Genomic DNA, 14,150 nt, shown 5'->3' with positions numbered 1-14,150 from the left:
AGGGTGGTACCGCGGATATATTCGCCCCTTCAGAGATGAAGGGGCTTTTTTGTGTTTCTTTGCTAAAGAAAAAATAACAAAAAGGAGTAAATCAATGAGTGAATTATTAAATGATTTAAAATTTAGAGGTTTAGTTAATCAAGTAACAGATGAAGAAGGCTTAGCGAAAGTTCTGGAAGAAGGAGATATAAAGCTTTATTCAGGATTCGATCCTACAGCAGACAGCCTTCATATTGGGCATTTGTTGCCTGTTTTAACTCTGCGTCGATTTCAATTAAATGGTCATCACCCAATTGGACTTGTTGGTGGGGCTACTGGATTAATTGGAGACCCAAGTGGGAAAAAAGCTGAGCGTACCCTTAACACAACAGATATCGTACAAGATTGGTCTAATCGAATAAAAGGACAATTATCACGATTTCTTGATTTTAACAATGATAAAAATCCAGCCATTATCGTCAACAATTTTGATTGGATTGGAAAATTAGATGTGATCTCATTTTTGCGTGATGTTGGTAAAAACTTCGGAATCAATTATATGCTTGCAAAGGATTCTGTTCAAACTCGAATTGAAACAGGGATTTCCTTTACTGAGTTTAGCTACATGATTTTACAATCATACGATTTCTTAAACTTATATCAAAATAATGGGTGTAAATTACAAATTGGCGGAAGTGACCAATGGGGAAATATAACGGCTGGTTTAGAGTTAATTCGTAAATCTGAAGAAGATTCAAAGGCATTCGGATTGACAATTCCTCTTGTTACAAAGGCTGATGGAACAAAGTTTGGTAAAACTGAAGGTGGAGCTATTTGGTTAGATGCTGAGAAAACGTCTCCTTATGAATTCTACCAATTCTGGATTAATACAGATGATCGAGATGTAGTGAAATATCTAAAATATTTCACGTTCTTATCACATGAAGAAATTGTGAAGCTTGAAAATGAAGTGACTACTGCACCTGAAAAACGTTCTGCGCAAAAGGCACTTGCAGAAGAAGTGACAAAGCTTGTACATGGTGAAGAAGCTCTGCAACAAGCAATTAAAATCTCTGCTGCATTATTTAGCGGTGAAATAAAACAATTAACGGCGAGCGAGATCCTGGAAGGATTTAAAGATGTTCCATCTACTGAAATTGAAGGGTCTGAGATTGGATTAATTGATTTACTGATTCAAGCTAAAATTTCACCATCAAAACGTCAAGCACGCGAGGATATTTCAAATGGAGCAATTTATATAAACGGAGATCGTGAACAGGAATTAACAAAAGTCATTACAAACGTGGATAAGATTGATGGGAAGTTCACGGTAATCCGCAGAGGGAAGAAGAAATATTTCCTTATTCGTTATACGAACTAAATAGAGTTTTTTTAGACAAAAAAAGAACCTATGCAAGATGTATAGGTTCTTTTTTTTGTAAGATCATCATAAAAAACATGTACAATGTAGAGATAGAATATAATCAATTATTTCTTACTTTAAAGTATAGATATAAGATACCCATTAATATAAACCCAATTAAGATAAATGGAATAATCCCGGACTTATATACGATATATACTTTCACATGAAGTATAGCATTAACTACCAACGTAACGATTAGAATGACACACAAAAATAAAATTAATAATTTTATTTTTTTATTTCTGTTATGATACAAAAAATCAGCCCCTTATAGAAGCTAAATGTTTCTAACGTTAGTTAACACTATGTTGAAGCTGACTTGTATTATTCTATAGACAAGTAAATTTTGTATGAAACAAGAAAAGGTTCTCCTTTTCAATCCTTGAAGCTTTTATTACAGTGGGGTCCGATAAACTGAGTTTTGTAGGGGAATAGAATATACTATACTACACACAAATTATAACTAAAAAACCCCTAGAACTGTTGAAAAATCAACATTTCTAAGGGTTTTACAAATGCTCTTCTAAAGAGCATTGATATTAACGAGAGTAGAACTCAACGATTAGAGCTTCGTTAATTTCTGCAGGTAATTCAGAACGCTCAGGTAAGCGAGTGAAAGTACCTTCTAATTTATCTGCGTCGAATGTTAGGTAGTCAGGTACGAAGTTGTTTACTTCGATTGCTTCCTTAACGATGTCAAGGTTGCGAGATTTTTCACGTAAAGTGATTGTTTGACCAGGTTTTACTTGGTAAGATGGGATATCTACGCGTCCACCATCTACTACGATATGACCGTGGTTAACTAATTGACGAGCTTGACGGCGTGTACGAGCTAAACCTAAACGGTATACTACGTTATCAAGACGAGAATCAAGAAGAATCATGAAGTTCTCACCATGTTTACCAACCATTTTACCAGCTTTATCAAACAGGTTACGGAATTGGCGCTCATTTACACCATACATGTGACGAAGCTTTTGCTTCTCTTGTAATTGTAATCCGTATTCAGAGATTTTTTTGCGTTGTCCTGGACCGTGTTGTCCTGGAGCATATGGACGCTTTTCTAATTCTTTACCTGTACCACTTAATGAAATACCTAGACGACGAGAGAGTTTCCAGCTTGAGCCTGTATAACGAGCCATGCTAACTCCTCCTTTATGTTTTTATTTTGCATAAAATAAAAACCAGACTGACTAACAATTATGCACATTTTATTTTCATGTATCCTCGCTCCAGCAGCATAGAGTTACGCGATACACCTCCTTATAATAAAGGGGAATAAAATGAAATCAAAACTGCTGCATCAATAGGCTGCATATTTTATACACAACGAACATTATATGTTTTTATATGTATAAAGTCAAGAAGCTTTACATAAAAAATTATTCGTATGTTTTTTTCTTACGGAACTATAGATTAAGTCGAGTCGAGGGAGGTGACTTATGTTCTAGTGCATGGGACCAAATAAAATAAGAGCAAATAACAAGATTAGCTTATAAATAAAAACATTTGGTCTACTATATAAAGGTTTGTTTTATGATATAATTAATTATCAAATTTTGTAATATTATGGTATGTGGGTGATTTCATGAATGATCAAGTACAAGTTGAAGCGATTAAGAGTGCTTTTTTTGATTTTATAAATAGATGTGAAGATAATTGTTCAGTTACTGACTTTAATAATGAACTTGTAGAAGTTTTAAAAAGAGAGCTTGCTTTTTGTCATGTTACTTTTTATTCATTGTCACCACAAGTGAATTCTTTCCCATTTCAACTGAACGTACACGCTTTAAAGTCAGGACAAGCTTTCTGGAACCAAAAAGACGTGTTACTCCCAATATACAGTCATGAGGATGTATGTGGGGTCATTGAACTAAAAGAATTTAATGGGGCGAATTTAACTGTCAACTTACATGAAGTTGCCAAAGCTTGTTCAGATTTCTATACCTACTGTATACATATCCTTCAGTTAAAAGAAAAGGAACAAAAGTATGAAAAATTATATTTTCTAACTGAAAAGTTTCACTCTCTTATGAATAAAGATGATGTTTTAGCTGCTTTAATAGAATCATTACAAAACATGTACCAAGAGTTTACATTCAATTTGTTTCTATCTCATGATAATGAAAATAAACACCGTTTACCGATAAAGAATTTAGGCTTTGATGATCAAGATGACGATGAAATAGCTATGGAAGTCTTTGTTACTGGAAGAACTCAATCAATTACCCTTGACCAAACAAAAGGCGATGCTTTATATTCTCCTTTAAAAGGAAAACAAGGTGTATACGGTGTGCTGCAGGTAGTCATTCATTATCCAATGAAATTGATTAATCAAGATCGTCATTTTATCACGATGTTAACCAATGCTGCAGGGACAGCAATGGAAAATGCACAACTTTATGATCAATCAAAAAGATTAATTAAAGATTTGCAATTAATCAATGAGACCTCCCATAGATTAAATAAAAATCTCAGATTGATTGATACAATGAATTATATGTCAATGCGAATATTAGAGTCTTTTGAAGCCGATGAGGTTGGCTTCTTTTATAAAAACCAGAATAATGATATTCATATTTTCCCGGGAAGCACAAGTTACTTTGAATCAGAAGAAGTAAAGATCTATATTAACTATATTCAGGAAAAGCTTGAAAAAGATTTGGAAGGATTGTTTTTAGGTGATATTACTGCGTATCTGCCTAATTTACCATATTCATCCGTTATGGCTGTTCCAATGGTTCAGAGTGATGTTTTAAAAGGTTGTGCTCTTGTTCTTCATAAAAATCCATACCATTTCTCTTTTGATATGTTTAAATTACTACAATCACTGATTCACCACTCTACACTGGCATTATCTAATTCTTTATTAAGAGAAGAGCTTGAGACACTGGTGAAAACTGATCAATTAACACAATTATATTCACGCAATTATATGAAATCCTGTATTGAACATTCAATGAAAATGGATCGACAAGGTACATTTGTATTAATTGATATCGATAACTTTAAAGCGGTAAACGACACTTATGGACACCAGGTCGGTGATACAGTTCTCGTTCAGGTAGCAAATATTATCAAAAATAATATTAGGGACCATGATATTGGAGCAAGATGGGGTGGAGAGGAATTAGCCATCTATTTACCACATGTAGAACTTGATGTAGGGACTCAAATTGCTGAAAGAATTGTGAAAAGAGTAAAAGAACACACTTCACCGAATATTACAATCTCTTGTGGTGTATCACATTGGAAGGCAGAGCATGAGAGGAATTATGACCAATTGTTCAGCCGGGCAGATAAGGCGTTATACACAGCAAAGAATTTAGGGAAAAATCAAGTGATAGTGCAGGTGAGCAAATAAGCTCACCTATTTATTATTTATAAATACTCCATTAACGTATCAACAAACTCTTCTAAAAAAACTTGATCTTCTTCATTGAAACGATTTTTTAAAGGACTATCGATATCCAGGACTCCAATAACGTTGCCTTCTGAAATGAGGGGAACAACAATTTCTGAGTTTGAAGCTGCATCACATGCAATATGTCCCGGAAATTGGTGAACGTCAGCGATTCTTAACGTTTCTTTTTTTGCAGCAGCAGTTCCGCACACACCTCTTCCTAACGGAATTCTTACACAAGCAGGAAGTCCTTGGAAAGGTCCTAACACAAGCTGAGCTTCTTTCAATAGATAGAAGCCGACCCAGTTGATATCTTCTAAAAATTGATTTAATAGAGCGGAGGCATTTGATAGGTTTGCAATTTTATCTTCTTCGCCTTCTGCTAATGCTTTAAGTTGTTTTATAACTAAATGATATTGCTCTGATTTATTACCTTGGTATTTTTCGACATGAAACATCTTTATTACCCACCTTTTGATCATTTTTTAAGTATAGCTAGAACTTTGTCGAGAAAAACATGAAGGAGTAGCCCCCCTACAGATTGAATTTGTAACATAAGGTATAGGGGGTGTGAAAATTGATTAAAGAAAATACACGTGATACAAAACAAAAAATAGTAAATGCAGCAATTTACCTTTTTAACTCGAAAGGATTTACGGGAACTTCTGTTAGAGAGATTGCTTCAAGAGCAAATGTAAATGTTGCTCATATTTCTTATTATTTTAAAGGGAAGGGTGGATTGCTTGAATACTTAGTATCCCATTATTATGAAGGATACATAAAAGTAATTGAGGAAAACTACACCCAAATTAAGTTTGGCCATGCACATACAGTGTTAAGTAAAATAATACTTGATTTGCTCTACTATCAGCATGAAAATCGCCAGCTTTCAAGGTTGGTCTATCGGGAAGTAACGGTAGACTCCGTTCTCATCCGTGAAGTAATGACGACTTATTTAACAAAAGAAAAATATTACATCAAATCATTATTCGAACAAGGGATCGAGGAAGGACAGTTTCGTAAAGGTTTTATCCCACATATGATTATCCAGCTAAGAAGTCTTTTGCATATGCCGTATTTACAACCCCAATACATGAGTGAGGTCCTTCATATTCAACCACATGAAGCGTATTTCGTCCATCAGTATTACAAAGAATTAAAAAGTTGGTTTAATTCCTTGTTAACAGAACAGACAGCAAATGAAAATCGGTTAGTCGCGATTCGATAAAAGATCATAATGTGTATAGTTCTTTCCAACGTCCCTGGCACTATGGGCATCAGAACCATAGATGAGAGGGATTTTTTGCTTTTGAGCTAACGTTATGATCTCTGAATTCGGATAGGTTTCTCCACAATACTCTTTTCTTAATCCGGCGACATTATAATCCAGTTCCAAGTTCTGCTCCTTTACAGAAGACAGTATCTTTTCAATCATATTTAAGTTTGAAAAAGTAGCCGGATACAGCTTTTGAAATTTATTGACCAATGTTATATGACCGATTCGCTTTGGCTTATATACTCCTAATTGACTATAAATAGATTGCAACACTTCAGTATAATAAATAGAATGAAGGGTATATAAGGAGCCAGCCTCATGAATCATTAGACCAAACGTCTTTTCATCAAAATCCATACAAAAGAATTTATCGTTAATTTTCAAAAAATGAACAGATAAAATACTATCATCTAGAAATTTGCCATATTCGTTTAGAAAATCAGTTATTTCCTGTTCATAGTCTTTAATATAGTCAATTTCCAAGCCGATATGGATTTGAATATCATTCTTATACTCATCTTTACTTTTTTGGACACTTTGAATATAAGCTTCCATTAGGCTGTAATCCATTGCACTATCTCTCATTGGTGTTGGATCGATAAAACCCTTTGGAAGCGGAGCGTGTTCTGTAAATGTTAAATCTGTAAATCCCTCTTTAATAGCTTGTTCAATATACATGTCAAGTGTGTCCTTTGTTCCATGTGGACAAAAGGGTGTATGAACATGTCCATCCTTTTTAGTCATCATATTACCCTCCAAATCTATAGAAATATGCCCTATTTCTGGATTCTTTTTGATCGTTTTACTTACTTGGACAAATAATGTAAAAAAATTTAAATTTCTGGTCAAAAAATGTCGTTTACATGGTATCATAAATACATTGAAATAACATTAAGAAAGTCTCAGTTAATATGGGAAATCAAAAACATAAATGCATTTAAATTGAGTAAATTTTAAAAGCTGTTTTCACAAAGATTGTTTTCTTAAATAATAATATTGTAACTTTATAGTGGAATAGCGGAAGAAACTTGACTCCTACGGGAAGTAGAGGAAAGCGAGTTTCTGGAGCACAATGGAACGAACTAATTTTTACTTTAAATTACATAAATAACAACAAAGTATGCGAGAACAGTCACTTTTAAAAATAAAACCATAACACATTAAAATATAGAATTGATGTTTCACTAACATCATCGGAGAAGTATATTTTCTCCTTATCAAGGATTGTGTGTAGTAACGAGGGGGCTAACTATGGAGGTTTTAATTGGACTAGTCCTTCTGATATGTATTTTATCTGGTGCGGGATACATGTTTAGAAGAAAGATCTATAAAGAGGTTGATCGATTAGAGGCACGAAAGATTGAAGTAATGAATCGTTCTATTATTGATGAACTCTCAAAAGTAAAAGAATTAAAAATGACAGGACAAGCAGAAGAATTGTTCGAACAATGGAGAAGTGAATGGGATGAGATTCTCACTAGTCAACTCCCGAAAATTGAAGAGCTCTTATTTGATGCAGAAGAATTTGCGGATAAGTACCGCTTTAATAAGTCACAAAATGTCCTTCAGCATATTGATCAGCTGTTAACGACGGTTAATGAGAATATTGACAAAATTATTGAAGAAATTAATGAATTGGTAACGAGTGAGGAAAAGAATACTGTTGAAGGTGAAGAGATTAAAGAACAATATAAAAGAGTGAAAAAAACCTTATTGGCACATAGCCGACAATTCGGTAATGCACACCTGAAATTAGACGAGCATCTAACCTCAATTACAGATTCACTTAAAGAATTTGATCAAGAGACAGAACAAGGTAATTATCTTCTTGCAAGACAGATTTTGATTAATCTAAAGCAACAACTTGATGTCCTTCAATATAAAATGGAGGAAATTCCTAAATTATTAACTGAATGTACTGTTACCATCCCTAATTTAGTTAATGAACTAAATGAAGGCTATAAAGAGATGAAGGAAGCAGGATATTACTTAGAACATATTCAGTTAGATTTGGAACTTGAAAAAATTAATACAAATTTGGAAAAGTTTAAAGGTAAAATTGACGAAGCAGAACTTGATGATGTGCAGGATGGACTTCAGCTTATTCAAGAATCCGTTGATCAAATGTACGATTTATTGGAAAAAGAGGTTGAGGCAAATCAGTTTGTAAAGCAAACAAAAGAGAAGATTAATGGAAAATTAATTAAGCTATCAGAACAGAAGAAGTCCACAATTGAAGAAACAAATCTTGTTAAGCAAAGTTATCAATTATCTGAAACTGAGCTTGATAAGCAGAAGGTAATTGAAAAACGCATTACACAGGTAGAAAAGAAATTTGTTCAAATTCAACAAAATTTGTTGGAGGATCAAGTTGCTCATTCTATCGTCAAGGAAGAATTAGAGAAAATAGAAAAGCAGATTTCTGAACTGTTCGATGAGCATAACCAATATCGTGAAATGCTGCAAACTCTTCGAAGAGATGAGCTTGAAGCACGTGAAAAATTAAGTTCATTGAAGCGGTTGCTACTGGAAACAACCAGATCTGTTCAGCAAAGTAATATTCCTGGACTACCAGAAGAGTTCTTAACATTAATTGAAAAAGGACAAAGAGATGTTCAAAGGGCAACCATGAAATTAGAAGAAATTCCTCTCAATATGTTAATGGTCAATGAGTTACTTAATAGTGCTGTTGAATCTGTCGAATCTCTCAAACAATTTGCAGATGAAATAATTGAGCAGGTATTCTTATTTGAACAAATCATTCAATATGGAAATAGATACCGCAGCCGTCAGCCACTGCTTGCCAACAAATTCATTGAAGCTGAGAATTTATTTAGAGAGCATCTTTATAAAGAAGCATTAGATACTGCAGCAGCTGCAATTGAGCAAGTTGAACCAGGTTCTATTGATAAAATTCAACATATATTAAACGAACAGGAAGATCAAACTTTAGTAAGAAAATAACTTTGGACTTTTAACAGGAATGAAAGAATGCAGGGGTGACCTCATTCTCTTATCATTCCTGTTTTTTTATACTTTAAGAATGTTAAACTATATTACAGGATTAAAGTATAAGAAAAGACATCGACTTTCGTCATTCTTGGCAGTAAGTCGTGTTTTTTAACCGCATAATTTTTATTTCACACATTATTATGTTATGATTACACATTGATAAAAGATAGCTATGGAGGAAACAAACATGTTGTATCTAGACAACAGTGCAACGACAAAACCATATAAAGAAGCTCTTTCAACATATTTGAAGGTTACAGAGGAGTATTTTGCTAATCCTTCTTCAATCCATAAATTAGGTAGTAAAGCAGAGGCCCTATTGGTTCAATCAAGGAAACAAGTAGCGCATTTATTAAGCGTTTCAGATGAAGAGATTATCTTTACTTCAGGTGGAACAGAAGGGAATAATCTTGCAATAAAGGGCGCAGCATTCGCAAATAAGCATAAAGGAAACCATTTAATTACATCTGTTATTGAACATCCTTCAGTTTTAGAGGCTTTTAAACAATTAGAAGCTGTACATGGTTTTCACGTAACATATTTAGAAGTGGATGAAAATGGACGAGTAGACGTTGAAGAAGTGAAAGAAGCTCTTCAGGAAAATACGATTCTTGTTTCAATTATGCATGTACATAATGAAATAGGCACAATTCAACCAATTGAAAAGATCGGCAAGGTTATTAAACAATACTCAAATGCTGTTTTCCATGTTGACTATGTTCAGGGTGTGACGAAGGTGCCCTTAAATTTTTATGAATCAGGTATTGATTTATGCACGATATCAGGACATAAATTTCATAGTTTAAATGGAACTGGTGCTTTGTTTGTTAGAAAGGGGATTCAACTTGTTCCCTTATTTTCTGGAGGATCACAAGAGTTGCAGGTAAGATCCGGTACAGAAAGTTTAGCAGGGATTGTTGCCATGACCAAAGCTTTAAGAATGTCTATGGAGAAAGCAAGCCAACAGGTCGAGTGTCTTTTTGACACTCATAAGAAGCTAAGGTCTGAATTAAAAAAAATAGATGGTGTCAAAATAAATACCCCAGATGAATTTTATGCACCGCATATTTTAAACTTTTCAGTTCCAGCAATAAAATCAGAAGTTCTCATCCATTTTTTTGGTGAAAATAATATATTTGTATCAACAACATCAGCTTGTTCATCAAGAAATAAAAAGATAAGTCAGGCATTACTTTCGATGAAAAAGAGCGAAGATATTGCCAAATCTGCAATTAGAGTTAGTTTATCATTTGATCACAATGAAGACATTATTGATCCCTTTGTGACAACACTTATAAAAGGAATAGAAAAATTAACGAAAGTAATGAGGTAGAAAAATGGAGTTTGATCACATATTAATTCGGTTTGGGGAAATATCTACTAAGGGAAGAAATAGGAAGAAGTTTGTTGATCGTTTGAAAAAAAATATTAGAGAAGTTCTCAATCAATATCCTGCCTTAACCTATGAAAGTACAAGGGATCGATTGTATATTCATTTAAATCAGGAACGTCATGAGGAAATTGTAGAAAAACTCAAGCTTGTTTTTGGTATTCAATCATTTAGTTTGGCATTAAAATGTAAAAGTGACATAACGGAAATAAAAGAGATGGCATTAAAGGTTGTGAAAAGTTTATACCATCCACATGATACGTTCAAAGTAACAGCAAAAAGAGCAGATAAGCAATTTCCTCTAGATACAAATGAACTTAATTATCAAATTGGGAGCCATATCTTAATTCATACTGATGATTTGAAGGTGGATGTAAAAAAACCCACAATAAATGTTCGTGTTGAAGTTCGTACAGATGCTACTTATATTACTTGCTATGATTACAAGGGTGCTGGGGGATTGCCGGTTGGCTCAGGCGGAAAGGCTGTATTATTATTATCGGGTGGAATCGATAGCCCTGTTGCAGGCTTTTTATCATTAAAAAGAGGGGTAGAGCTGGAAGTTGTTCATTTCTTTAGTCCGCCGTATACGAGTGAGCGAGCAAAGCAAAAGGTAATAGATTTAACAAAAGAATTAACATCATATGGTGGAAAAATTAAGCTTCACATTGTTCCGTTTACAAAGATTCAGGAAAAAATTCAAGAACAAGTTCCAGAAAATTATACGATGACATCTACCCGTAGAATGATGGTTAAAATTGCTGATCAACTTAGACAAAAACAGCAAGCGTTGGCACTAATTACCGGAGAAAGTCTTGGACAGGTAGCAAGTCAAACACTTGAAAGCATGGTGGCAATTAATGATGTGACAAGCACACCAATATTAAGGCCACTCATTGCGATGGATAAAACAGAAATTATTGATATTGCAAAAGAAATTAATACGCATGATATTTCCATTAGACCATATGAAGATTGCTGTACAATATTTACACCTGCGAATCCTAAAACAAGACCAAAAGTTGATAAAGTATCAAGATTTGAGAGTTTTGTGGATTTTGATGAGCTTGTAACTGAAGCAGTGAATGATGTTGAGACTCTAATCATCTCACAAGATCAAAAGGATGAATTTGCAGGATTATTTTAATGATAAACTTTTCGTGGAAAACAAAAGATATTTTGTGAAGAATTACCAATAAAATAGATGAATGAAGCCATGTGTATTTACACATTCTATACTCACAAGGAGGTGATACACATGGCACAAAACAGCGGTTCAAACAGCTCAAACCAATTAGTTGTACCTGGTGCTGCTCAAGCAATCGACCAAATGAAGTATGAGATCGCTTCTGAATTTGGTGTAAACTTAGGACCAGAAACAACTTCACGCGCTAACGGTTCTGTTGGTGGTGAAATCACAAAACGTTTAGTTTCTTTTGCTCAACAACAAATGAGCGGTTCTTTCCAAAAATAATTAAATAAACAATGGCTACTAAGGGTGGGGGAAACCCCGCTCTTTTTCTGTTTGCAACAACATTAGATTGTGTAACAAATTTATTTAAAAGGAGGATTTATAAAATGACGAGAAATGACTATGAAAACATTGCTGAAGACGGTGAAAGAGAACAACAACAAAGATTAGAAAAAAGTAGAAAACAACAAAGAAAAAGAAGAAATGAGCCGAAGAACGCAAAACAAGCAAACGAACAAAGTTAATAATCTTGTATACAGGCCTTGTAAGGTCTGTTTTTTGTTCTACAGTAAAATAGTATAAATTTGCAGCAAGGAAGATTGATTATTCCATGTATAGGTTTTTGTTAAGCATTAGGTATACAACCACACATCTCGTATTTGGGCTTTTTGGTTTGCAAATCTGTGAGTTTACTTTAAAATAAGAGATTGTTAATAGATAGAGTAATAATGAGACATAGCAATTTCATAAGATTTAAAAAGTTTTAATAATTAGGTATAATATCTATGTAAGATCCATGAAGGAGGGGGAAACATGGTAAGAGAAGAACTTCTTGCACCACCCGTTTATAATTTAGTCGAGGAAATAGAGAAATATTCTAAGGATGCTAAAAAGGTAGCATTAAAATGGGAGAATGAATCAGGTGAGAAAAGTGAGATTACCTACAGTTCTCTTTTGAAAAGAGTGAATCGTATTGGAAACGCTTTCATTAGTGAGGGGCTTAAGCAAGGCGACACAATCCTTGTTGTGATTCCGAGAGTTATTGATGCCTATGCAGTATATTTAGGTGCCCTAAAGGCAGGGTTAGTTGTCATTCCAAGCTCCGAAATGTTACGTACAAAAGATTTACAATATCGCATAACACACGGTGATGTTAAAGCCATTGTAAGCTACGGATTATATACAAATGAGTTTAAGGACATAAAAGAATACAATTCAATTAAAAAGTTTGTTATTCATGGCAATGATGAAGACTGGATTTCATTAGAACAATTATTGATCACTCAAAGTACAGAAATGGAAATGGTGAAAACTGAATCCACGAATATGGCATTTATTTCTTATACTTCCGGAACTACAGGAAATCCTAAGGGAGTTGTCCATACACATGGGTGGGCATATGCTCATTTACGGACTGCGGCTAAAAATTGGTTAAGTATAAAAGAAGATGATATTGTTTGGGCAACAGCAGGGCCCGGCTGGCAGAAGTGGGTTTGGAGTCCTTTTCTATCTGTTCTAGGTAGTGGAGCAACCGGTTTAATTTATCATGGCAAATTTAATCCTGAAAAGTATTTGCAGCTTCTTGATCATTACAATGTTAATGTTCTATGCTGTACTCCGACTGAATATCGCTTGATGGCAAAAGTCGAAAATCTTGAGAATTATTCACTTTCAAAATTACATAGTGCAGTTTCTGCTGGTGAGCCTCTAAATCGTGAGGTCATTGAAACATTTGAGAAATATTTTAATGTGCAGGTAAGAGATGGGTATGGTCAAACAGAAAATACATTATTAGTAGGTGTTATGAAAGGAATGGAGATCAAACCAGGTTCAATGGGAAAACCAACACCAGGCAATGATGTGAAAATCATAGATGAAGAAAGCAATATTTGTAAAGTTGGTGAAGTCGGAGATATTGCTGTTCATCGTGATACGCCGGCATTATTTAAGGAATACTATAAAGATTTTGAACGAACAGCCATGCAATATAGAGGAGATTATTATGTAACAGGTGATCGTGCCAAAATGGATGAAGATGGGTACTTCTGGTTTGAAGGTAGAAGCGATGATATTATTGTTAGCTCAGGTTATACGATTGGACCATTTGAAGTGGAGGATGCACTCATTAAGCATCCTTATGTTAAGGAGTGTGCGGTTGTTGCTAGTCCTGATGAGGTGAGAGGGAATATTGTAAAAGCTTATGTTGTGTTAAGAAATTCATCTTTAGCAGATCAACCTGAGCTCTTTAAGACTCTGCAGGATCATGTAAAATCTCTTACAGCACCATATAAATATCCTCGTGAAATAGAAATTGTAGAGGATTTACCCAAGACAACTTCCGGTAAAATTCGCCGGGTTGTTCTAAGAGAAAGAGAGCTCCAATTAAAACAAGGATAAGAAGAAAACAATGGCCGAGATACTATTCTCGGTTTTTTTGTACTTTAAGATTACCTATATGAAATGATTAAAGTG

At 34.2% G+C, this 14,150-nt stretch carries 12 protein-coding genes and 1 other annotated feature (1 of these 13 cut by a window edge); of the genes, 9 read left to right on the top strand and 3 right to left on the bottom strand.

The window, feature by feature from the left end:
* Positions 1–32, top strand: a binding site (T-box leader); it begins 196 nt to the left of the window's first position.
* 62 nt (positions 33–94) lie between these two features.
* On the top strand, positions 95–1,360 hold the full coding sequence (gene tyrS, locus HWV59_RS20655; RefSeq protein WP_175639916.1) for a tyrosine--tRNA ligase: 1,266 nt from the start codon (positions 95–97) through the stop codon (positions 1,358–1,360).
* A 584-nt stretch (positions 1,361–1,944) separates the two neighbouring features.
* On the opposite strand, the gene rpsD is transcribed toward tyrS, so the two are convergent.
* Positions 1,945–2,547, bottom strand: coding sequence for a 30S ribosomal protein S4 (rpsD, locus tag HWV59_RS20650; RefSeq protein ID WP_102230667.1), 603 nt, complete (start codon positions 2,545–2,547; stop codon positions 1,945–1,947).
* A 446-nt stretch (positions 2,548–2,993) separates the two neighbouring features.
* Between rpsD and HWV59_RS20645 the strand changes: the two genes are divergently transcribed.
* Positions 2,994–4,769: a sensor domain-containing diguanylate cyclase gene (locus tag HWV59_RS20645; RefSeq protein ID WP_235991784.1), complete on the top strand. Its 1,776-nt coding sequence runs from the start codon at positions 2,994–2,996 to the stop codon at positions 4,767–4,769.
* 17 nt (positions 4,770–4,786) lie between these two features.
* Here the strand turns inward: HWV59_RS20645 and HWV59_RS20640 are convergent, their stop codons facing one another.
* Positions 4,787–5,266 carry a GAF domain-containing protein gene (locus tag HWV59_RS20640; protein ID WP_102230668.1) on the bottom strand — a complete coding sequence of 160 codons (480 nt, stop codon included), beginning with the start codon at positions 5,264–5,266 and terminating at the stop codon, positions 4,787–4,789.
* Positions 5,267–5,385: 119 nt separating this feature from the next.
* Between HWV59_RS20640 and refZ the strand changes: the two genes are divergently transcribed.
* Positions 5,386–6,036 carry a forespore capture DNA-binding protein RefZ gene (gene refZ, locus HWV59_RS20635; protein ID WP_407941601.1) on the top strand — a complete coding sequence of 217 codons (651 nt, stop codon included), beginning with the start codon at positions 5,386–5,388 and terminating at the stop codon, positions 6,034–6,036.
* Here refZ and hisJ read toward each other — a convergent pair.
* Positions 6,019–6,828 (bottom strand): histidinol-phosphatase HisJ, encoded by an 810-nt coding sequence (gene hisJ, locus HWV59_RS20630; RefSeq protein WP_175639915.1) that lies wholly within the window; start codon positions 6,826–6,828, stop codon positions 6,019–6,021. The genes refZ and hisJ overlap by 18 nt on opposite strands.
* Positions 6,829–7,335: 507 nt before the next feature.
* Between hisJ and ezrA the strand changes: the two genes are divergently transcribed.
* From ezrA to mbcS, 6 genes are all read left to right on the top strand, one after another.
* Positions 7,336–9,048 (top strand): septation ring formation regulator EzrA, encoded by a 1,713-nt coding sequence (ezrA, locus tag HWV59_RS20625; RefSeq protein ID WP_102230671.1) that lies wholly within the window; start codon positions 7,336–7,338, stop codon positions 9,046–9,048.
* 235 nt (positions 9,049–9,283) lie between these two features.
* Positions 9,284–10,429: a cysteine desulfurase family protein gene (locus HWV59_RS20620; protein ID WP_102230672.1), complete on the top strand. Its 1,146-nt coding sequence runs from the start codon at positions 9,284–9,286 to the stop codon at positions 10,427–10,429.
* A gap of 4 nt (positions 10,430–10,433) precedes the next feature.
* Complete coding sequence (gene thiI / locus HWV59_RS20615) at positions 10,434–11,633, top strand: tRNA uracil 4-sulfurtransferase ThiI (RefSeq protein WP_102230673.1); 1,200 nt, start codon at positions 10,434–10,436, stop codon at positions 11,631–11,633.
* A 111-nt stretch (positions 11,634–11,744) separates the two neighbouring features.
* Positions 11,745–11,960 carry an alpha/beta-type small acid-soluble spore protein gene (locus HWV59_RS20610; protein WP_078432330.1) on the top strand — a complete coding sequence of 72 codons (216 nt, stop codon included), beginning with the start codon at positions 11,745–11,747 and terminating at the stop codon, positions 11,958–11,960.
* A gap of 104 nt (positions 11,961–12,064) precedes the next feature.
* Positions 12,065–12,202 (top strand): hypothetical protein, encoded by a 138-nt coding sequence (locus HWV59_RS20605; protein ID WP_175639914.1) that lies wholly within the window; start codon positions 12,065–12,067, stop codon positions 12,200–12,202.
* Positions 12,203–12,491: 289 nt separating this feature from the next.
* Entirely contained in the window at positions 12,492–14,075 is a 1,584-nt protein-coding gene (gene mbcS / locus HWV59_RS20600) for an acyl-CoA synthetase MbcS (RefSeq protein ID WP_175639913.1), read from the top strand.
* Positions 14,076–14,150: the final 75 nt, after the last annotated feature.

Origin of the sequence: Metabacillus schmidteae (assembly GCF_903166545.1) — a bacterium.
Lineage (GTDB): Bacteria > Bacillota > Bacilli > Bacillales > Bacillaceae > Metabacillus > Metabacillus schmidteae.
Note: the sequence above shows the minus strand (reverse complement) of the source record. Positions and strands in the feature narration are given on the sequence as shown.

Coding starts and splice junctions, on each gene's coding strand:
- HWV59_RS20640 (WP_102230668.1), bottom strand. CDS start 5,266: ATGTTTCATGTCGAAAAATACCAAGGTAATAAATCAGAGCAATATCAT.
- thiI (WP_102230673.1), top strand. CDS start 10,434: ATGGAGTTTGATCACATATTAATTCGGTTTGGGGAAATATCTACTAAG.
- tyrS (WP_175639916.1), top strand. CDS start 95: ATGAGTGAATTATTAAATGATTTAAAATTTAGAGGTTTAGTTAATCAA.
- HWV59_RS20610 (WP_078432330.1), top strand. CDS start 11,745: ATGGCACAAAACAGCGGTTCAAACAGCTCAAACCAATTAGTTGTACCT.
- hisJ (WP_175639915.1), bottom strand. CDS start 6,828: ATGACTAAAAAGGATGGACATGTTCATACACCCTTTTGTCCACATGGA.
- HWV59_RS20620 (WP_102230672.1), top strand. CDS start 9,284: ATGTTGTATCTAGACAACAGTGCAACGACAAAACCATATAAAGAAGCT.
- HWV59_RS20605 (WP_175639914.1), top strand. CDS start 12,065: ATGACGAGAAATGACTATGAAAACATTGCTGAAGACGGTGAAAGAGAA.
- rpsD (WP_102230667.1), bottom strand. CDS start 2,547: ATGGCTCGTTATACAGGCTCAAGCTGGAAACTCTCTCGTCGTCTAGGT.
- mbcS (WP_175639913.1), top strand. CDS start 12,492: ATGGTAAGAGAAGAACTTCTTGCACCACCCGTTTATAATTTAGTCGAG.
- ezrA (WP_102230671.1), top strand. CDS start 7,336: ATGGAGGTTTTAATTGGACTAGTCCTTCTGATATGTATTTTATCTGGT.
- HWV59_RS20645 (WP_235991784.1), top strand. CDS start 2,994: ATGAATGATCAAGTACAAGTTGAAGCGATTAAGAGTGCTTTTTTTGAT.